Source organism: Nocardia sp. NPDC041819 (genome assembly GCF_055590505.1).
Map to the genome: position 1 here is coordinate 111,192 of NZ_JBVJAP010000013.1, position 18,439 is coordinate 129,630.

The 18,439-nt window shown below is 69.4% G+C and carries 19 protein-coding genes; 7 read left to right on the top strand and 12 right to left on the bottom strand.

Annotation, left to right across the window (positions count from 1 at the left end):
- Positions 1-34 precede the first annotated feature (34 nt).
- From ACZ6DL_RS29420 to ACZ6DL_RS29435, 4 genes are all read right to left on the bottom strand, one after another.
- Positions 35-586, bottom strand: a complete 552-nt coding sequence (locus ACZ6DL_RS29420) for a hypothetical protein (protein ID WP_466055947.1) — start codon at positions 584-586, stop codon at positions 35-37.
- A 137-nt stretch (positions 587-723) separates the two neighbouring features.
- Positions 724-1,335 (bottom strand): DUF305 domain-containing protein, encoded by a 612-nt coding sequence (locus ACZ6DL_RS29425; protein WP_466055949.1) that lies wholly within the window; start codon positions 1,333-1,335, stop codon positions 724-726.
- Between the two features lie 87 nt (positions 1,336-1,422).
- Positions 1,423-2,088, bottom strand: a complete 666-nt coding sequence (locus tag ACZ6DL_RS29430; RefSeq protein WP_466055951.1) for a hypothetical protein — start codon at positions 2,086-2,088, stop codon at positions 1,423-1,425.
- Between the two features lie 48 nt (positions 2,089-2,136).
- Positions 2,137-2,712 (bottom strand): AMIN-like domain-containing (lipo)protein, encoded by a 576-nt coding sequence (locus tag ACZ6DL_RS29435; protein ID WP_040869644.1) that lies wholly within the window; start codon positions 2,710-2,712, stop codon positions 2,137-2,139.
- A gap of 224 nt (positions 2,713-2,936) precedes the next feature.
- Here ACZ6DL_RS29435 and ACZ6DL_RS29440 point away from each other — a divergent pair, with 224 nt between their 5' ends.
- Both ACZ6DL_RS29440 and ACZ6DL_RS29445 read left to right on the top strand, forming a co-directional pair.
- Positions 2,937-4,088 (top strand): class I SAM-dependent methyltransferase, encoded by a 1,152-nt coding sequence (locus tag ACZ6DL_RS29440; protein ID WP_396981388.1) that lies wholly within the window; start codon positions 2,937-2,939, stop codon positions 4,086-4,088.
- A 133-nt stretch (positions 4,089-4,221) separates the two neighbouring features.
- Positions 4,222-5,085 (top strand): Bax inhibitor-1/YccA family protein, encoded by an 864-nt coding sequence (locus ACZ6DL_RS29445; RefSeq protein WP_466055953.1) that lies wholly within the window; start codon positions 4,222-4,224, stop codon positions 5,083-5,085.
- A 57-nt stretch (positions 5,086-5,142) separates the two neighbouring features.
- Here ACZ6DL_RS29445 and ACZ6DL_RS29450 read toward each other — a convergent pair whose 3' ends face one another.
- Genes ACZ6DL_RS29450 through ACZ6DL_RS29460 form a run of 3 tightly spaced genes read right to left on the bottom strand, consistent with a single transcriptional unit; the run spans position 5,143 to position 7,776 of the window.
- The gene (locus tag ACZ6DL_RS29450) at positions 5,143-6,363 is read right to left on the bottom strand and encodes an acetyl-CoA C-acetyltransferase (RefSeq protein WP_466055955.1); all 1,221 of its coding nucleotides are present in this window, start codon (positions 6,361-6,363) and stop codon (positions 5,143-5,145) included.
- A gap of 40 nt (positions 6,364-6,403) precedes the next feature.
- Positions 6,404-7,255 (bottom strand): SGNH/GDSL hydrolase family protein, encoded by an 852-nt coding sequence (locus tag ACZ6DL_RS29455; RefSeq protein WP_466056087.1) that lies wholly within the window; start codon positions 7,253-7,255, stop codon positions 6,404-6,406.
- A 59-nt stretch (positions 7,256-7,314) separates the two neighbouring features.
- Positions 7,315-7,776, bottom strand: a complete 462-nt coding sequence (locus tag ACZ6DL_RS29460) for a hypothetical protein (RefSeq protein ID WP_040869630.1) — start codon at positions 7,774-7,776, stop codon at positions 7,315-7,317.
- 103 nt (positions 7,777-7,879) lie between these two features.
- On the opposite strand from ACZ6DL_RS29460, the gene ACZ6DL_RS29465 reads away from it, so the two are divergent.
- Complete coding sequence (locus tag ACZ6DL_RS29465; protein WP_466055957.1) at positions 7,880-9,268, top strand: cystathionine beta-synthase; 1,389 nt, start codon at positions 7,880-7,882, stop codon at positions 9,266-9,268.
- A gap of 95 nt (positions 9,269-9,363) precedes the next feature.
- Here ACZ6DL_RS29465 and ACZ6DL_RS29470 read toward each other — a convergent pair whose 3' ends face one another.
- Together ACZ6DL_RS29470 and ACZ6DL_RS29475 are read right to left on the bottom strand one after the other, a co-directional pair.
- Complete coding sequence (locus tag ACZ6DL_RS29470; RefSeq protein ID WP_466055959.1) at positions 9,364-9,843, bottom strand: DUF4254 domain-containing protein; 480 nt, start codon at positions 9,841-9,843, stop codon at positions 9,364-9,366.
- A gap of 287 nt (positions 9,844-10,130) precedes the next feature.
- A complete protein-coding gene (locus ACZ6DL_RS29475) occupies positions 10,131-11,765 on the bottom strand; it encodes an HD domain-containing phosphohydrolase (protein WP_466055961.1) in 1,635 nt (544 codons plus the stop codon).
- A 278-nt stretch (positions 11,766-12,043) separates the two neighbouring features.
- Here ACZ6DL_RS29475 and ACZ6DL_RS29480 point away from each other — a divergent pair, with 278 nt between their 5' ends.
- Positions 12,044-13,030: a membrane protein gene (locus ACZ6DL_RS29480; protein ID WP_466055963.1), complete on the top strand. Its 987-nt coding sequence runs from the start codon at positions 12,044-12,046 to the stop codon at positions 13,028-13,030.
- A gap of 96 nt (positions 13,031-13,126) precedes the next feature.
- On the opposite strand, the gene ACZ6DL_RS29485 is transcribed toward ACZ6DL_RS29480, so the two are convergent.
- Positions 13,127-14,302 (bottom strand): acyl-CoA dehydrogenase family protein, encoded by a 1,176-nt coding sequence (locus ACZ6DL_RS29485; protein ID WP_466055965.1) that lies wholly within the window; start codon positions 14,300-14,302, stop codon positions 13,127-13,129.
- A gap of 232 nt (positions 14,303-14,534) precedes the next feature.
- Between ACZ6DL_RS29485 and ACZ6DL_RS29490 the strand changes: the two genes are divergently transcribed.
- Positions 14,535-15,677 (top strand): cystathionine gamma-synthase, encoded by a 1,143-nt coding sequence (locus ACZ6DL_RS29490; RefSeq protein ID WP_466055967.1) that lies wholly within the window; start codon positions 14,535-14,537, stop codon positions 15,675-15,677.
- A gap of 97 nt (positions 15,678-15,774) precedes the next feature.
- Here the strand turns inward: ACZ6DL_RS29490 and greA are convergent, their stop codons facing one another.
- Both greA and ACZ6DL_RS29500 read right to left on the bottom strand, forming a co-directional pair.
- Entirely contained in the window at positions 15,775-16,269 is a 495-nt protein-coding gene (greA, locus tag ACZ6DL_RS29495) for a transcription elongation factor GreA (protein ID WP_040869622.1), read from the bottom strand.
- A gap of 297 nt (positions 16,270-16,566) precedes the next feature.
- The gene (locus ACZ6DL_RS29500) at positions 16,567-17,037 is read right to left on the bottom strand and encodes a DUF4307 domain-containing protein (RefSeq protein ID WP_466055969.1); all 471 of its coding nucleotides are present in this window, start codon (positions 17,035-17,037) and stop codon (positions 16,567-16,569) included.
- A gap of 102 nt (positions 17,038-17,139) precedes the next feature.
- Here ACZ6DL_RS29500 and mca point away from each other — a divergent pair, with 102 nt between their 5' ends.
- Positions 17,140-18,024, top strand: a complete 885-nt coding sequence (mca, locus tag ACZ6DL_RS29505; protein WP_466055971.1) for a mycothiol conjugate amidase Mca — start codon at positions 17,140-17,142, stop codon at positions 18,022-18,024.
- Positions 18,021-18,299: a hypothetical protein gene (locus ACZ6DL_RS29510; protein WP_466055973.1), complete on the top strand. Its 279-nt coding sequence runs from the start codon at positions 18,021-18,023 to the stop codon at positions 18,297-18,299. The genes mca and ACZ6DL_RS29510 overlap by 4 nt, the downstream gene beginning before the upstream one ends.
- Positions 18,300-18,439 lie beyond the last annotated feature (140 nt).

The following is an 18,439-nucleotide window of genomic DNA, read 5'->3' on the forward strand; positions in this document are numbered from 1 at the left end:
CGCTGCGTCCGGTGTCGCCCGGAAGCGTTGCCCGTCAGCGGGTGCCGTGCCCCTGACAGGCGGTCAGCGCGGTGTTCTTGGTGGCGTTGAACCGGTCGATCACCGCGTTCAGAGTGTCGGTGTCGGCGCGACGGGCCAACGTGTCGGCCAGGGCGTTCGTGTCGTCGCGGTAGGCGCGCAGCGGGTCGGCGACCCCGGACGGCACCTCTCTGGTCACGTTCTGGTCGACCGAGCGCGCGTTGTTGCGCAGCGTCGACACCGCGGTGTCGGCTTTGCTGTTCGTATCGGGATCGCCGCGGCCTTTGGCGTTGCTGGCATCGATGTAATCGTTGAATGCCCGTACCGAGCTGCCGTTCGCGGCCAGGAAGGCGCCGCACGCCGATCCGGTCGCGCGTTCGACGGCCGCGGCTTTGGACGAGGATGCGGCGGCCGAGGAGGAAGTGACCTCCGAGGCATACGCGGCCAGGTCGGTCCGGTTGACCTCCGCCGTGCCGGAAACTTGCTGTGCGCAGGCGCCGATGAGCAGCACGCCGGCCGTGGTGGCCACGGCGGCGGCCAGCAGGCCCGCGCGTTCGAGTCGTCGCATGGTCGGTCCCCTCACTCCCCTCGAAAGTCCGGCCGGGACAGCAGGAGCGCCGGACATTCCGACCGTACGTCGCGTAGGCGGGACACGCCCGCCCGCGCCGATATCGATGGCCAACCGATATCGGCGCGGAGTGGGGTTCAGCGCTGGCCGAGCATGGTGCGCATCTGCTCGATCTCGGTCCGCTGAGCGGCGATGATCGCCTCGGCGAGCGCCTTCGCGTCGGCATTGCGGCCTTCGGCCGATTCCGTTTCGGACATGGTGATCGCGCCCGCGTGGTGCTCGATCATCATGGTCAGCCACTGACGGTCGAAGTCCGGACCGGAGGCCGCCTGCAGCGCGGTCATCTGCTCGGCGGACATCATGCCGGGCATCCCGTGGCCGCCGTGCCCTTCGTTCGCGGTGGGAGCCGGCTTGCCGAAGCTTTGCAGGAGGGCGGTGATCTGCTGCATCTCCGGCGCTTGAGCTTGCTCGACCTGCGTGGCGAGCGTCCGCAACTGCGGGTTGTCGGTGTGGCTCGGCACCAGCCGCGCCATCTCCACGGCTTGGGCGTGATGCGGATACATCATCTGCAAAAACATCACGTCGGCGTCGTCGTACTCCGCGCGTGCGGGTGCGCTCGTGACGGCCGAGGCGGTTGCCGAGGTGCCGTGCTCGGTGGTGTGCCCGGTGTCGGCGTCGCCGCATCCGGCGAGGCTCATCGCTGCGATCGCGGCGAGGGCGAGGATCGAGCGGGTGCGAGTGATGAACATGGATTGCTCCTTGCGAGGTGCGAAGTCTGAGGGACGGAGTGGACAACGCCGCGACCGTGGTTCGGACACACGGCCGCGGCGGACCTTTCAGATCCGCAGAATCGCCAGTTCGGCCAAGGTGAGCACGGTCCATGGCGGCGGTCGTTCCCGCCGCGCCCGCCAGTGCCGTGGCCGCGCCGCGCCGCCGCCGGGCCGATCGACAGCCATCCGGTAGAGCAGCACCAACGCGGCCAGCGCGCTCAGGCCGGTCAAGATGAACACACAGCTGTGCAGCGCGCTGTGCGTGCCGTCGCACCCGCCGCCCGCGCAGTGCGGGAGCGTCGCCGCGCCGATGGCTCGCGTGGTCACGATCCCTGGTGCGGTGTCTGTGCTGGCCGCGACGCCTCGCGCGTTTCCAGCCCATGCCGGAGCGCCTGTGGTGGCCTGTTCGCGACTGTCGGGTGTCGTGTGGTGCGGGCGGGTCGCGTCGTGACGGGAGGTGCGTGGAGGAGTGGTTGCCGGTTCGCGGCTGTCAATTGTCGCGTGGCTCGACCGGGCGACATCGTGACCGGAGATATCACGGATCGCGGCCTCCCGCCCGCGGCCATCGGCCGATGCTCCGGAAGCGAGCGCTGGCGCGGCGTGCGCACCGGCGTGGACGTGGCCAGAGGACCCGAAGACCGCCGAATGCATAACGACCACCCCGGCGAGCAGCGCGAGCATCCCCAGCAGCCGGGCAGGCCCGGTGGCGTCGAGTATGCGGCGTTCGACCACGAGCGCCCAGTCTACCCCTGCTCGGATACCCGTTGGTGGTACCCGTATCTAGGGGTGTGCGATGTCCACGACGAGCCGGGTCGGGTTGGAGAGCGCGGTGACGGTGAACGGGGGCCGGTCGGCCTGTATGCCGATGAACGACTGGGTCACGCCCTCGAACACCGTCGTCCGGTAAACGCCCGCGATGCCGGGGACCTCCGGGTTCACGGCGGGGTCGGGGCCCTCGTACGGCGTCACGCCGCTGTCGAACGGGTAGGCCGACCCGAGAATGCGCACTTCAAGGATCGAGCGGCCCGCCACGTCCACCGGATTGCCGCTGCCGTCCTGCACGGCACGGTCGGTGTACCGGACGAGCCAGCCGGGCGTACCGACCCCGCCGAGGTCGTAGACCACACGATCGAAGCCGGGCTGACGCCCCAGGCGAACGTCGGTCACCGTGAGCGCGGCGTCGCCGGACGGCTTGCCCTGCTTCGGTGCGGTGTCCCCCGGCACAGGAGCCTGCGCGACCGCGGCAGGCGTCGCGGTGCTGGAGGCGACCGGGAGGCCCGGTTGCGAGTCGCCGTCACCGCAGCCCGCGAGCAGTGCCGTCGCGACCGCGACCATGAGCACCATCCTGTTGCGCATGGCCCGATGCTACTCAGCGAAACGCGCCGGATGGCGTAACCGGAGGGCGTTGCGGCTGATTCGCCTGTGGTCGGGCGCGGCGTGGCGGCGATCGGGAGCACGGTGTCCGCCGAACCGCTTGTCCCGCAGCGGTTCAGTGCGCGAACCGCGCTGCGGAGAAGGCGGCGAGAACGATTGGGCGGGGTGCGCGCGACTGTTCGGCAACGATCTAGCACACTTGAGGTGTGGGAGATGTCGAGGACGTACTGAGCCGGCTGCGGCGGTATCCGGACGTGGAGGCACTGAATCTCTACGCCGTGGACGCCGCCGATCGGCTGATCCTCGACGTCGCGGCCGACGCCCTGGCGACTGTGGATAGCGGGAAGGTAGCCGTTATCGGTGACGCCTACGGCGCTCTGACTCTCGGCGCCATCGCGGGGCACGATCTGCGCGACGTCCGGGTGCATCAGGATCTGCTCACCGGTGAACTCGCCCTTGCCAACAACGCCCGTGCGGCGGGTCTGTCGGATCGCTACACGGCGCACCCGCTCGGCCCCGGATTGCTGCGTGATGCCCGGGTGGTGCTGCTTCGCCTGCCCCGGGTGCTGGCCGGGCTGGCCGAGGTCGCCGATGCCATCGCGCGTTACGCGGATCCGGCGGTCGAGGTGTTCGCGGGCGGGCGGGACAAGTATCTGACCAAGTCGATGAACGACGTTCTGGCGCAATCGTTCTCCGAGGTGCGCGCCAGCCGTGGCAGGCAGAAGTCGCGAACGCTGCTGGTGACCGGACCCAAACCCGTGGCGGATAGGCCGTTTCCGGTGCGCGATCGGCTGGACGAACTCGGTCTCGATGTGGTCGCGCACGGCGCGGCCTTCTCCGGGGCGCGCTTGGACATCGGCACCAGATTCCTGCTCGAGCACCTGAAACTGATGAAGCCGGACGCCCGCGACGCCATCGATCTCGGCTGCGGCACCGGCATCCTGGCCGTCGCGCTGGCCACGGCGCGGCCGGGCATCAAAGTGACCGCCACGGATCAATCCGCCGCCGCCGTCGCCTCGGCGCGGGCGACCGCCGAGGCGAACGGCGTCGCCGACCGAGTGTGCGCCGTGCGTGACGACGCCATGTCCTCCGCCGCGGACAACAGCGCCGACCTCGTGCTGTGCAATCCGCCGTTCCATGTCGGCGCGGCCGTGCACACCGGATCGGCGATCAAGATGTTCGCCGAGACCGGGCGGGTGCTGCGCCCGGGCGGGGAGCTGTGGACGGTGTACAACTCGCATCTGAACTATCGGGCCGTGGTCGAACGGATGGTGGGCCGGACCGAAGTGGTCGGCCGCAACCGGAAGTTCACCGTGACTCGCTCGGTGCGTGGCCTGCACGACTCACGACAGCGGTAGAGTCCGAATTGTCCGTCTCGGCGAGACTCTCCGGGAACTCGCGACGGATGACAAACGTTGGACAGGGCAGTTGGATGTCGAGTGAAGAACTCGATGAACAGCGGCAACGACTCCAGAAAGGGACGCCGTTCACATGCGTACCACGAGCAATCCGGTTTTCAGGAACCTGCCCAGGCAGGAGGGCGGTGGATACGCCAGCTTCGGTTCGGGCGTGACCTCCGCGGGACAGTTCGGCAACCAGTACGGCCGGTATCCGCAGCAGTACGGCGAGCAACCGCAGCCCTATCAGCAGGCTCCTGCCACCACCCGGTCGATGACCATCGACGACGTGGTGACGAAGACGGGCATCACCCTCGCGGTGCTGGCCCTGTCCGCCATCATCTCGTACGGACTCACCAACGCGAACACCTCGCTCGCGCCGTTGTTCGTGATCGTCGGCGGCTTGGTCGGCCTGGCGCTGGTGCTGGTGGCGACTTTCGCGAACAAGATGGACAACCCGGTGCTCGTGTTGTCCTACGCCGTCGCCGAGGGCCTGTTCCTCGGTGCGCTGTCGTTCATGTTCACCAATGTCGAGTTCGGCGGGGTCGGCGGTAGCGCGCTGATCGGTCAGGCGGTGCTCGGCACGTTCGGTGTCTTCGCGGGCATGCTGGTGGTCTACAAGACCGGCGCCATCCGGGTGACGCCGCGCTTCACCAGGATCATCGTCGGCGCCATGATCGGCATCCTGGTGCTGATGCTGGGCAACCTGGTCGCGAGCTTCTTCATCGACGGCGGCCTCGGCCTGCGCGACGGCGGCCCGCTGGCCATCGTGTTCAGCCTGGTGGTCATCGCCATCGCCGCGTTCAGCTTCCTGCTCGACTTCGACGCCGCCGATCAGCTGATCCGCGCGCAGGCGCCGGAGCGGGCGGCCTGGGGCGTGGCCCTCGGCCTCACCGTCACCCTGGTCTGGCTGTACGTCGAGATCCTGCGACTGCTGAGCTACTTCCAGAACGACTAGCCATCCAGCAGAAGGGCGGTCACCGGAGTTCCGGTGACCGCCCTTCTCGTATCCGGGTCAGCTCAGGCGCTCGATGACCATCGCCATGCCCTGACCGCCGCCGACGCACATGGTCTCCAGACCGAACTGCTTGTCGTGGGTCTGCAGGTTGTTGATCAGCGTGGTGGTGATCCGGGCGCCGGTCATGCCGAAGGGGTGGCCCAGCGCGATCGCGCCGCCGGAGACGTTCAGCTTGTCCTCGTCGATCTTCAGCTCCCGGGCCGAGCCGAGCACCTGCACCGCGAACGCCTCGTTGATCTCGACCAGGTCGATGTCGTCGATGGTCTTGCCCGCCAGCGCCAGCGCGCGCTTACAGGCCTCGATCGGGCCAAGGCCCATGATCTCCGGCGACAGGCCCGACACGCCGGTGGACACGATCCGCGCCAGCGGCGTCAGGCCCAGCTCCCTGGCCTTGGTGTCGCTCATGACGACCAGCGCGGCCGCGCCGTCGTTGAGCGGGCAGCAGTTGCCCGCGGTGATGGTTCCGTCCGGACGGAACACCGGCTTCAGCCCGGAGACCGCCTCGTAGGTGACGCCCGCGCGCGGGCCGTCGTCCTTGCTGACCACGGTGCCGTCCGGCAGCGTCACCGGGGTGATCTCGCGGTCGAAGAAGCCGTTCTTGATGGCCTCCTCGGCGCGGTTCTGCGAGCGCACGCCCCAGCGGTCCTGGTCCTCGCGGGTGATGCCGGTGGAGGTCGCCACGTTCTCGGCGGTCTGGCCCATCGCGATGTAGACGTCGGGGATCAGGCCGTCCTCGCGCGGGTCGTGCCAGATGCCCGCGCCGCCCTCCGCGGTCTTCGCGGTGCGCGCCTGCGCCTCGGCGAACAGCGGGTTCTGCGTGTTCGGCCAGCTGTCGGAGGAACCGTTCACATACCGCGACACGGTCTCCACACCGGCGGAGATGAACACGTCGCCCTCGCCCGCCTTGATCGCGTGGAACGCCATCCGGGTGGACTGCAGCGACGAAGCGCAGTAGCGGTGCACCGTGGTGCCGGGCACGAAGTCGTAGCCGAGCTGCACGGCGACGACGCGGGCGATGTTGAAGCCCTGCTCACCGCCCGGCGAGCCGCAGCCCAGGATCAGGTCGTCGATCTGGGCGGGGTCCAGGGCAGGCACCTTGTCGAGCGCTGCCCGCACAATCTGGGTGGTCAGATCGTCGGGCCGCAGGTCGACCAGCGAACCCTTGCGGGCACGGCCGATCGGGGAGCGTGCGGTCGAAACGATGACGGCCTCGGGCATGAGGACTCCTTGGGTCGGACGGTTCTGGCGAACCCTTTTGTTACTCGTGGGTTCGTACCGAATCTACGTCCCGTCGCCGAGTACCGGAAGCGTGCGTCCCGCCCAGTGCGTCCAGCAGCACCGGCAGCAATTTCGCCGCGGCAAGTTCGTAGCCCGCGGCCGAGGGGTGGAATCCGTCGGCGGCGAACAGGAGCTCGGGCGCGGCGCGGAACTCGGGTGCGAGCAGGTAGCCCATCCGTACCGGGTGCCCGCCCGCCACCGTCGTCGCCACGTGCTGCGCCTTGGCCAGCCGCGTGCTCCAGTTCTGCACGACGGTGCGCAGCGGCTGCGGGATGGCGGTCACGATGCCCAAGTTCGGGCAGGTGCCGACCACCACCACCGCGTCGGCGCGGCGCAACCGGGCGACCGCCGCGGCGAGTCTGCGCGCGGAGGCCCGGATCGAGTGCTTCTTGGTCACGTCGTTGGCGCCGACGAGGATGACCGCGGCATCCGGCGGCGGGCCCGCGACGAACATCGCGTCAACCTGACCGGCCAAGCCCTTGGAGGTGGCCCCGGAGATCGCTTTGGTGCTCAGGCGGATCCGCCGCCCGGTGGCCTCGGCGAGTCCGCGGGCCAGGCGAACGCCGGGCACCGCGTCGGCCACCGTGCAGCCGAGTCCCGCCGCCGTGGAGTCGCCGAAGATCATCAGATGCAGGTCGGCGGGCTTACCCGCCCGGCACGGCTCGGGCTCCGCGCAGCCCGCGGTATAGATGCCGTCGGCTTCCGGCGGCTTGGAGGTGTCCCGGCCGATCATGCCGCGCGCGACGCCCGCCTGCGCCATGAGCAGGCGATAGGTCGCCCACCACGCCGTTCCCGCACCGGAGCCGGCGAGCACGGCCGCCGCCCCGGTCATCGCCGCGGTGCGCCAGCGGAACTGAGGTGCGCTCACGTCGGAATTTTACGAAAACGAGGTCAGCCCGGTACGACGAAGCTGCCGCGAGCGGGGATGCTCGCCGCGTCGGTGGAGACGGTGACCTCGACGAGGCCGGGGCCGGTGTCCTGGAACAGCGCGTACTGGATGCTGCCGTAGATACCGGTGACCACGACGTTGTCGTAGCTGCCCGTCGCCCCGGTGGTCACATTGCGCCACGCGACGGTGGTGCGGACCTCGCACAGCGGCGCCAGCGGGTAGATACCGGGCCCGATACCGTTCACGGGGAGCGCGCGGACATTGAGGATGGCGCGCCCCGGCCATTCGGGACCGGTGTCGGCCCAGGTGCGGATGCTGGTCCAGCACAGACCGCCGCGCGCGAGCGTCGGCACCTGCGGGAATTCGACGGTCGCGGCCTCCGCCTGCGCGCCGGATCCGACCACTAGAGCCAGCGCCGATCCGGCCAGAAGCGTTGCGGCGCGGGCGATGTTCGGCTGCCTCATGGCAGCGATCCTAAGGCTGCGGGCGCCGGTTCGCGCGCACTCCGAGGCCGCTGCGCGCGGCGTGCGCGAACTCACAGTTAGTGCGTCTGCAACTATGGGGGCCATGCGCATCGCGGATCATGTCGTGGATCTCATCGGCAACACGCCGCTGGTCCGGTTGAACTCGGTCGTGGGACCGAACGCGGGGCTGGTCGCGGCCAAGATCGAATACCTGAACCCGGGCGGCAGTTCGAAGGACCGGATCGCGGTGAAGATGATCGACGCCGCCGAGCAGTCCGGGAAGCTGCGGCCGGGCGGCACCATCGTCGAGCCCACCTCCGGCAACACCGGCGTCGGCCTCGCCCTGGTCGCGCAGCAGCGCGGCTACAACTGCGTGTTCGTCTGCCCCGACAAGGTGAGCGAGGACAAGCGCAACGTGCTGCGCGCGTACGGCGCCGAGGTCGTGGTCTGCCCGACCGCGGTGCCGCCGGACCACCCGAACAGCTACTACAGCGTCTCCGACCGCCTGGTCCGCGAGATCGACGGCGCCTGGAAGCCCGACCAGTACTCCAACCCCGGCGGTCCGGCCAGCCATTACGAGACCACCGGCCCGGAGATCTGGCGCGACACCGACGGCAAGGTCACCCACTTCGTCGCGGGTGTCGGCACCGGCGGCACCATCACCGGCACCGGCCGATACCTGAAAGAGGTCTCCGGCGGGAAGGTCCAGATCATCGGCGCCGACCCGGAGGGCTCGGTGTACTCCGGCGGCACCGGACGGCCCTACCTCGTCGAGGGCGTCGGCGAGGACTTCTGGCCGTCGGCCTACGACCCCGCCGTGCCGGACGAGATCATCGCGGTCTCCGACGCGGACTCCTTCGACATGACCCGCAGGCTGGCCCGCGAGGAGGGCCTGCTGGTCGGCGGTTCCTGCGGCATGGCGGTCGTCGCGGCCGTCGAGGTGGCTCGTCGCGATCCGGACGCGGTGGTCGTGGTGCTGCTGCCGGACGGCGGTCGCGGCTACCTGTCGAAGATCTTCAACGACGAATGGATGAGCTCCTACGGCTTCCTTCGCGAGCGGCTGGACGGCATCGCCGAACCACTCGTGGGTGATGTGCTGCGGGGCAAGTCCGGCGCGCTGCCGGACCTGGTGCACACCCACCCGTCGGAGACGCTGCGCGATGCGATCGAGATCCTGCGCGAGTACGGCGTGTCCCAGATGCCCGTCGTCGGCGCCGAGCCGCCGGTCATGGCGGGCGAGGTCGCGGGCAGCGTGTCCGAACGCGATCTGCTGTCGGCGGTCTTCGAGGGCCGGGCCCACCTGACCGATTCGGTGGCCCAGCACATGAGCCCCTCGTTCCCGCTGATCGGTTCGGGCGAGCCCATCTCCGCCGCGACGAAGGCGCTCTCGGACACCGACGCGCTCATGGTCGTCGAGGACGGCAAGCCCGTCGGCGTGATCACCCGCCACGACCTGCTCGGCTTCCTCAGCACGGGCACCCTGGGCAAGTAAGCGGACACCGACCGATCCGGACAACGATGCTCTAGCGCCGACTCGCCGTACCGCACGGGGCGGTGCGGCGAGTAGGGCGCCTTTCGGCTGCCGGCCTACGCCGGTCTCCTGCCGCGCACCGTTTCGCGCACGCCGCCGGTGATCAGGTCGGTCCATTCGTCGGCAAGCAGGGCCAGCCGGTACCAGGCGGCGTGCACGCGCGCGTCGGACACCTTCTCGGCGGTGTGCAACAGGTGGCTGGCGTGGACGTGCGCGGCGGCCATGCGGTCGACCGTGGCGCCGACGGATTCGGCGCGCAGATGATCGGTCGACCGCTTCCTTGGCAGCTGGTCGATCACCCACGCGTCGATGGTGGCGACCAATTCCGCTCGGCGGCAATCTATTCCGGCCGCGGCCAGCGGATCGCGGTGGCGCCTGCGGTGCAGCGCGGCGAGCGTCGCGGCCCAGCCGAGCAGGGGGTGGTCGTCCGCCGGATCACTCGGATGACCGCCGAAGGCGGCCACCAGTTCGCGCTGATCCGGTAGCCGGCGCGCGAGGCCGTGGGAGCGCCGGGGCAGATGGTCACGCACGAACATGGCAGGCTCCCAGTGCATTCGGAACCGACCACGGTGCGTGAGGGTCGATCGTCAACGTGTGCATCTTCGCACCTCCGATGGTGTGGCGGTGGAGGCATCGCCCCAATGCCCTGGTCCCCCACTATCATCCGCGTTCCCCTTGGCCTGACGGTGACACCCATATGGCACCTGAATGACAAGAGGTAACAATCCTCTACCCATCCCGCCTGCGACTCGTGTGAGGCAGGCCTAGCGCACCCACGCCTTGCGAGCCCTGTGCGCGAACGTGTTTCGGCGGGCGAGCCGGGTCAGCCGGGCAAGAGTTGGTGGGACATGGCGAAGACGGCGGCGCCCGCCCGGGTGCGGTGGCCGGTCTTGGCGCGCAATTCGGTGAGGTGGTGGGTGACGGTGCGTTCGGGGAGGAGCAGTTCGGCGGCGATCTCCCGGCCGCAGCGGCCGCGAGCCGACAGGCGCAGGACGTCGATCTCGGTGGTGGAGAGGCCGTGGCCGCCGGGGCGGGGGCGGTCCGCGGCGGCGGCGATCACGGCGGTGCAGGCGTCACCGTCGAGGCGGCCCGCGGCGACTTCGGCGCCGAGGTGGGCCGCGGCTTCCTCCGGACGAGCGGCCGGACGATAAGGTCGCGCTTCGGTGCAGGCCGCGAAAATGTTCGCGGCCGCGAGTAATCCGGCCCCCGGCGAAGCCTCCCGCTCGTCCGGGGGATAGCCGCTGGGGTCGAGCCGCTCGTGGTGTCCTGCGGCGAGCTCGGCCAGACCCGCCAGCCCGGGGCAGCGGCGCAGGATGCGTTCGGTCCAATAACCGCGCAGCCGTACGCGTTTCCAGTCCCGCGGTCCGAGCGGGCCGCCGCGGTCCCATACCGTGCTGGACACCGCGGCCCGGCCCAGATCGTGCAGCAGGGCGGCGGCGCGCAGTGCCGCCCGGTCCTCGGCGGGCACGCCCATCCGGCAGGCCGCGGCATCGGCCAGTCCGGCCACGTGCGCCGAATGCCCCAGCAGGTAACGGCCTTTCAGGTCGACGACCATGGCCAGCGCGAGGCCGGGCCGGTCGAGTTCGGCGGACGGAAGCGTGGCCTGCGCTCCCGGTTCCGCGGCGAGGACGGCGGCGAGCAGGTCTGGGACGTCGAGCACCGCGCGGAGGGCATCGGCGTCACAGACGGCGACCAGGTCGGGGTCGAGGTGGCCACCGGCCCGTCGCCGCAACTCGCGCAGGACGACACCCTGCCGGCTCGCCACGCCGCTCAGCGCGGGACGCGCCGGGTCGTGCCCGGACCCGTCCGCCCGATGCTCGGTTCCTTCGCGCGGGAAGCCGACCCCCACCGGCAGGACGGCCACGGGTTGCTCGCCGACCCCCTCCAGCGCGAGCACTGCCTGTTCGGCCACGTGCAGGATCCGTCCGGCGAGCGAGATGGCCTCCCCGCGCAGCCGGTCCGGCGCACCGAGTCCGTCCCAGCGTTCCTCCACCTCGGTCAGCGCGCGAACGGCGGCATCCGGCAGGCCCAGTCGCGATCCGAGCGCCCGCACCATCTCGCTCGACGAGCGCAGGGCCCGCGGGGCTCCGGCCCGCACCTGCGCGACGAATCGATTGCGCAGCGCGGATTGGGCGGCGGGCGACCAGTTGCCGAATCGGCGCAGCTGCGCGGTGAAGACGGTGGAATCACCGGGATCGAGCACATGGCACGCGCGTTGGAAGGCGATGTCGTCGGCATACGACTCCGCGTTCTCCGAGGCGCGGCCGGTACACCCGAGGGCGGCCAGCAGCGCGGCGAGGAAGACGGCGCGACGCTCGGCGTCCGGCAGCCCGATCCGCTCGGCGAGGTGGGTGGCCATCAGGCAGGTGGCCAGCCCCTTTTCCAACGGCATCCCGGTGGCGAGATCGGTGGTCAGCGACAGTGCCGCGAGGACCTCGGCGGCGCGGATCGACGACATGCACCGACAGTAGTGTCCGTTCGCGGCGCGCGCAGGACCAATTCGGTTCTCCCGGACCGTAATCCGCGTCCGGATCACATCACGGGACCGAGCCCGCGCCGGATCGCCCGCTGGACGGCCGTTCGGCCCGGAGGGGCCTATTTCGATGTCGTGTCTCGTCCATCAGATTTTGGCAACTTATTCGCAAATCGCGTTGCCGAGCGAAGTCCAGAGGTATAACCGGGCAATATGTCATCGTGGCAAACGTCATGTTGTCGACGGATAGCGAAGGGTAGGTAATGCGCACCTCCAGTTCGGCTATCGATTACCAGCAGGGCTTGTCCGACGCGTGGAGTTCCGTGGCGAGGTTCGTACCCCAACTCGCCGGGTTCCTGCTCATCCTGCTCATCGGCTGGCTGGCCGCGAAAGCGGTCGCCACGATCGTGGGGAAGGTGCTGGAGCGGGTCGGTTTCGATCGCCTCGCCGAGCGCGGCGGGATCCGGCAGCTGCTGTCGCGCAGTCGCTACGACGCCCGCGATCTGCTGGCGAAACTGGCGTACTACGCGATCCTGCTGCTCGCGCTGCAACTGGGCTTCGGGGTCTTCGGGTCCAATCCGGTGAGCGACACGATCAACGGCATCGTCGCCTGGCTGCCCAAGGCGGGCGTCGCGATCGTCATCCTGGTCGTCGCGGGCGCGGTCGCCCACGCGACGCGCGAGATGGTCGGCAGCCTGCTCGGCGGTCTGTCCTACGGCGCGATGCTCGGCCGGATCGCGGCGGTGTTCGTGTGGGGTATCGGCATCGTCGCGGCGCTGAACCAGATCGGCGTGGCCACCTCCGTCACGCTGCCGATCCTCATCACGGTGCTCGCCACCATCGGCGGCATCCTGGTGGTGGGCCTCGGCGGCGGGATGGTCCGCCCGATGCAGCAGCGCTGGGAGAACTGGCTCAGCGAACTGGAGGAGGAGATGCCCGCGGTTCGCGGACATGCCGCGGCCTACCAGCGCGGCCGCTCGGACGCGGCTCGTGAGCAGTTGTGGATGGATCAGCAGGCGGCGCGGGGGCAGCAGTGGGAAGACCGGCCGGACCCCGGCGCGGAATGGCAGTGGGACCGTCGGGTCGACCGCGGGGAGGGCGTGCCGTGGCAGGACGGCCCGGGGCGGCAACGGCACCAGCACGGTGCGCGAAGTCGGGGACAGCACCGGGGCGATGGGGCGAGGTCCGGCGGCGCCCACCCGCCGGCACGCGAATACTTCGACTTCCCTGACGATGACGATTTCCGCTAGATCAGCAATTTTTCAGTTTTCTTCGGTTCAGAACTCACCTCTCGGCAGCACCGTTATTCGAACACGATTCAGCAAATATTCATCCGAAACCGCTTGTCAGCGGAAGGCATTCGCGTCGGTCAGGGCCCGGCCGAGCACCAGCTGATGCACCTCCGCGGTGCCCTCGTAGGTGAGCACCGACTCCAGATTGTTCGCATGGCGGAGCACGGGGTAGTCGAGCGTGATGCCGTTGGCGCCGAGGATGGTGCGGCATTCCCGGGCGATGGCGATGGCCTCGCGCGTGCTGTTCAGCTTGCCCGCGCTCACCTGCTCCGGTGTCACCACGCCGCGGTCCTTCAGCCGCCCGATGTGCAGCGCGAGCAGCTGCCCCTTGCCGAACTCCAGCGCCATGTCGGCCAGCTTGGCCTGGGTGAGCTGGTAGGCGGCCAGCGGCTTGTCGAACACCTCGCGGGTCCTGGTGTACTCGATGGTCGACGTCAGGCACTCGCGTGCCGCGCCGAGCGCGCCGAAGACGATGCCGAAGCGCGCCTCGCTCAGGCAGGCCAGCGGCGAGGCCAGCCCTCGGGATCCCGGCAGCACCGCGTCGGCGGGCAGGCGCACGTCGTCGAAGTCCAGTTCCGCGGTGACCGACGCGCGCAGCGACAGTTTGCGGCGCATCTCCCGCGCCGTGAACCCGGGCGTCCCCGCGGGCACCAGGAACCCGCGGATCACCTGCTTGCCCTCGTCCTCGGTCTGCGCCCAGACCACCGCGACGTCGCTCACCGACCCGTTGGTGATCCACATCTTCGCGCCGTTCAACACCCAGTCCGCGCCGTCGCGTTTCGCCCGGGTGCGCATGCCGCCCGGGTTCGAGCCGAAGTCGGGTTCGGTGAGCCCGAAGCAGCCGATCGCCCGGCCCGCGGCCAGTTCCGGCAGCCACTGCTGCTTCTGTTCCTCCGAGCCGAATTCGTGGATCGCGGTCATCGCCAGCGAACCCTGGACCGAGACCATGCTGCGGACACCCGAGTCGACCGCCTCCAGCTCCTGGCAGGCCAGGCCGTAGGTGGTCGCCGACATGCCCGCGCAGCCGTATCCCTCCAGATGCATGCCGAGCAGTCCCAGCTCGCCCAGCTCCGGGGCCAGCTCGCGGGCCGGGAAGGTGCCCGCCTCGAACCAGTCCGCGATGTGCGGTCGCAGCCGCCGGGCCGCGAAGGCCGCGACGGTGTCCCGGATCTCGCGCTCGTCCTCGGACAGCAGTGCGTCGGTAGCGAACAGTTCTTCCACGGTGACCATGGAGTCAGCCTAAATGGGGGCCGGTCCGGTGAGACCGAACTCACGTCCCCTGCTCTCGAGCGGAAGATTTCCGACGCGACTCCGTCAGTCGCGGAAATCGACCGGACCGGCGGGGCCGGATCCCGCTGCGTCGACGCCATTGTGGAGATTTGCCCGATTCTCCTGCGGGCGCGGCCGAGATATGCGCACACCTGGAAGTTGCCCGGGGATCGCCCCGATTAGGCTGACCCTCATGAGCGAGCTGGGATTCTCCACACGGGCCGTGCACGCCGGGTATGAACCCGATCCGCAGACCGGCGCGGTGAATGTGCCCATCTACGCGAGTTCGACGTTCGCCCAGGACGGCGTGGGCGGTCTGCGCGGCGGTTTCGAGTACGCCCGCACCGGCAACCCGACGCGCTCCGTGCTGGAGGCGAACCTCGCCGCGCTGGAATCGGGCCGCTACGGCCGGGCGTTCGCCTCCGGCATGGCCGCGACCGACTGCGCGCTGCGCGCCACGCTGCGTCCGGGCGATCACATCGTGATCCCCGACGACGCCTACGGCGGCACCTTCCGGCTGATCGACAAGGTTTTCAGCCGGTGGGGGATCGAGCATTCGCCCGCGCACGTGTTCAACGTCGACGAGATGCGTGCTGCGATCCGCCCGAACACCAAGCTGGTGTGGATCGAGACCCCGACCAACCCGCTGCTGAGCATCGGCGACATCCCGGCACTGGCCGAGGTCGCGCACGCGGCGGGCGCGAAGCTGGTCGTCGACAACACCTTCGCGACGCCCTATCTCCAGCAGCCCCTGCTGCTCGGCGCCGACATCGTGGTGCACTCCACCACCAAGTACCTCGGCGGCCACTCCGACGTCATCGGCGGCGCGCTGATCACCGACGATCCGGAACTCGACGCGGCGTTCGCGTTCCTGCAGAACGGCGCAGGCGCCGTCCCCGGCCCGTTCGACGCTTTCCTCACACTGCGCGGTATCAAGACCCTCGCGCTGCGGATGGACCGGCACTGCGACAACGCCGAGACCGTCGCCGAGTTCCTGTCCCGGCATCCCTCGATCTCGCAGGTGATCTACCCCGGTCTGCCGGAGCACCCGGGCCACGCCGTCGCGGGCAAGCAGATGCGCCGGTTCGGCGGGATGATCTCGGTGCGATTGCACGGCGACGTGGAGGCCGCGCGCAAATTCTGCTCACGGACCGAGGTGTTCACCCTCGCCGAGTCGCTGGGCGGTATCGAGTCGTTGATCGAGCATCCGGCCGCGATGACGCACGCCTCCACCGAGGGGTCCGAGCTGGAGGTGCCCGCCGATCTGGTGCGGCTCTCGGTCGGTATCGAGGATGTCAGCGACCTGCTCGCGGACATCGAGCAGGCATTGAGCTAGGTTCACGGATATGAGGAAGCGGCCGCACCCGATGATCGGGCGCGGCCGCTCGTGTCCGCGGGGGTGTCGGCCGGGCGTGGGGCCACGGCCGAGTGCATCAGCTGTGGTAGGGCTCGGCGCTGATCAGGGTGACCTTCATCGTGTTGCCATTGGGCAGCGTGTATTCCCTGGTCTCGCCCACCTTGGCGTCGATGAGCGCGCCACCGAGCGGGGAGTTCGGCGAGTAGGTCTCCAGCTTCGAATCGCTGAGACCCTCCTCGCGGGTGGCGATCAGGAAGGTTTCGGTATCCGTCTCGTCGCCGTCGTAGTAGACCTTGACGACCGACCCGGGAAGCGCGACGCCGGACTTGGTCGGTGCGACGCCGACCTTGGCATTGTTCAGCAGTTCCTGAAGCTGGCGAATGCGCGCCTCCTGCTGACCCTGCTCCTCGCGGGCGGCGTGGTACCCGCCGTTCTCCTTGAGGTCGCCCTCTTCCCGGCGTTCGTTGATCTCGGCGGCGATGACCGGACGGTTGGCGATGAGCGCGTCGAGTTCGCTCTTGAGCCTGTCGTGCGACTCCGGGGTCAGCCAGGTCACTTGCGTCTCAGTCATCTCGATCACTCCCTAGTAGTTGTTCCCGGCAGGCCGGGATTCCCTGAGCACTGGCGTGTACCCACCCGGAAGCGGGCATGCACCAGTCGACGGCTAGAGCGATCCTGGGAAGTTCATCGAACCCCGACAGGCCCTGGTCGCGGGCAAGCTCGCAAGCCCGAACCGTCAGCGCTGGCCGCCAATGCAGCAAACACGGCTCCGAGCCCCGGAACCGTGTATCACGCCATTTTAGCATGATTCACAAATGTGCAGGTCGGAGTTGATTTCGTAGGCAGGTCGCCGGTGTATGCGCGGAAATCAGCCAGCTCGCAGGTAGCCGGGTACCCGATCGCTGCACGCGTACACACTGCCCGACGCGGGCCGCGCGGACGAGCGCACGACGGTGGTCAGCTCCACCGTCCCGCTGCTCGACGGTTCGACCAGCACTTCGCGTCGGCCGAGTTCGGAGCCGTCGCGCGCCATCGCGCGGACGAAACACACCACCGGCCGCTCCGGGTCGGCACGGGTGACCTTGAGCCGGATGGTCATGGTCGAGTCGTCGACGACGACATAGCCGAGCTGTTCGGCCTCGATGTCCTCCGGCCCGTACTTCTGGTAACCGAGATAGGCCACGCCGAGTCCGGCGAGCGCCACCAGTACACCGAGCACCGGCACGATCCAGCGGCGCGGCTCGGGGGGCCGGGTGCCGTACCGGTCGGCGGGAGGCAGGCCCGGTGACGCCGCCGCGGCCTTCGCGTCACCGCCGGGCTCCGGCGCGGGCTGGCTCATGGTGGTCGCTCCCGGGGGGTACGTCGGAACAAATGTGGGTCGAATGGAACTATAGGTAACGAAGCCCCGACACCCGCGACCGAGAGCGACGGAGAACGAGACGTGAGTGGCCTTCGCCTCATGGCGGTGCACGCCCACCCAGACGACGAATCCAGCAAGGGTGCCGCGACGACCGCCCGCTACGCAGACGAAGGACACGACGTCCTCGTCGTGACGCTGACCGGCGGAGAGCGCGGAAGCATCCTGAACCCGGCCATGGACACCCCCGGCGTCCTGGAGCGGATCCACGAGATCCGCCGCGAGGAGATGGCCGCCGCGGCGCGCGCGCTCGGCGTGCGCCAGCACTGGCTCGGATTCGTCGACTCGGGGCTGCCCGAGGGTGACCCGATGCCGCCGCTGCCCGAAGGCAGTTTCGCGCTGGTTCCGCTGGAGGAGGCCACCGAGGCCCTGGTGCGCGTGGTGCGCGAGTTCAAGCCGCACGTGATGACCACGTACGACGAGACCGGCGGCTACCCGCACCCCGATCACATCCGCTGCCACGAGGTATCGATGGCGGCGTTCGAGGCGGCCGGGGATCCCGAGCGCTTCCCCGAGGCGGGGGAGCCGTGGACACCGCTCAAGCTGTACTACGACCACGGCTTCAGCATGCGGCGGATGGAAGCCTTCGCCGCGGAGTACGAGCGTCTCGGCGAACCGTTCCCGATGCAGGAATGGCTGGACCGGATGCGCAAGTACGCCGCAGAGCGCGGTGACATGTTCGCCCGGATCACCACCCAGATCGAGTGCGCCAAGTACTTCCCGCAGCGCGACGACGCCTTGCGCGCGCACGCGACGCAGATCGACCCGAACGGCGCGTTCTTCGCCGTTCCGCTGGAGATGCAGCAGCGGTTGTGGCCGACCGAGGAGTTCGAGCTGGCCAAGACCCGGGTGCGCACCGAGCTGCCGGAGAACGACCTGTTCGCGGGCATCGAGGACGAGCGGTCGTGACGCTGGTCCTGCTCGCCCAGACGCCCGGGACGCCGACCGGCCCCGAGTTCGGTAAGGCGTCGCCGCTGGGTCTGGTCATCGTCCTGCTTCTGCTCGCGGGGACCTTCCTGCTGATCCGCTCGATGAACCGGCACATCAAGGGCCTGCCCGCGACGTTCGAGCCCGAGCACCCCGAACCGGACCAGGAGGCCGACGAGGGCACCGAGCACGGCGTCACCCGTCGTGCCGACGGGACCGAAGGCGCGGGTCCGGAAGGGCGCGCCGAATCGAGCTGACCGGGCGCTGAGCCCGCCGATCCGCTCTTTGTCACTTTTCCGCGCTCTCTTTCGTCGATGAGGTAGTCGCGGCACGAACCACGGCCCGTCCCGTCCGGAGGGCCGGCTCACGTATTCGTCGCTCGCGTCTGCTTCCGAAC

Excerpts from the sequence above, each read along its gene's own strand:
- ACZ6DL_RS29480 (WP_466055963.1), top strand. The coding sequence starts at position 12,044 with ATGCGCACCTCCAGTTCGGCTATCGATTACCAGCAGGGCTTGTCCGAC.
- ACZ6DL_RS29450 (WP_466055955.1), bottom strand. The coding sequence starts at position 6,363 with ATGCCCGAGGCCGTCATCGTTTCGACCGCACGCTCCCCGATCGGCCGT.
- ACZ6DL_RS29465 (WP_466055957.1), top strand. The coding sequence starts at position 7,880 with ATGCGCATCGCGGATCATGTCGTGGATCTCATCGGCAACACGCCGCTG.
- ACZ6DL_RS29425 (WP_466055949.1), bottom strand. The coding sequence starts at position 1,335 with ATGTTCATCACTCGCACCCGCTCGATCCTCGCCCTCGCCGCGATCGCA.
- ACZ6DL_RS29460 (WP_040869630.1), bottom strand. The coding sequence starts at position 7,776 with ATGAGGCAGCCGAACATCGCCCGCGCCGCAACGCTTCTGGCCGGATCG.
- ACZ6DL_RS29490 (WP_466055967.1), top strand. The coding sequence starts at position 14,535 with ATGAGCGAGCTGGGATTCTCCACACGGGCCGTGCACGCCGGGTATGAA.
- ACZ6DL_RS29455 (WP_466056087.1), bottom strand. The coding sequence starts at position 7,255 with ATGACCGGGGCGGCGGCCGTGCTCGCCGGCTCCGGTGCGGGAACGGCG.
- ACZ6DL_RS29475 (WP_466055961.1), bottom strand. The coding sequence starts at position 11,765 with ATGTCGTCGATCCGCGCCGCCGAGGTCCTCGCGGCACTGTCGCTGACC.
- ACZ6DL_RS29485 (WP_466055965.1), bottom strand. The coding sequence starts at position 14,302 with ATGGTCACCGTGGAAGAACTGTTCGCTACCGACGCACTGCTGTCCGAG.
- ACZ6DL_RS29420 (WP_466055947.1), bottom strand. The coding sequence starts at position 586 with ATGCGACGACTCGAACGCGCGGGCCTGCTGGCCGCCGCCGTGGCCACC.
- ACZ6DL_RS29445 (WP_466055953.1), top strand. The coding sequence starts at position 4,222 with ATGCGTACCACGAGCAATCCGGTTTTCAGGAACCTGCCCAGGCAGGAG.
- ACZ6DL_RS29435 (WP_040869644.1), bottom strand. The coding sequence starts at position 2,712 with ATGCGCAACAGGATGGTGCTCATGGTCGCGGTCGCGACGGCACTGCTC.
- ACZ6DL_RS29500 (WP_466055969.1), bottom strand. The coding sequence starts at position 17,037 with ATGAGCCAGCCCGCGCCGGAGCCCGGCGGTGACGCGAAGGCCGCGGCG.
- greA (WP_040869622.1), bottom strand. The coding sequence starts at position 16,269 with ATGACTGAGACGCAAGTGACCTGGCTGACCCCGGAGTCGCACGACAGG.
- ACZ6DL_RS29470 (WP_466055959.1), bottom strand. The coding sequence starts at position 9,843 with ATGTTCGTGCGTGACCATCTGCCCCGGCGCTCCCACGGCCTCGCGCGC.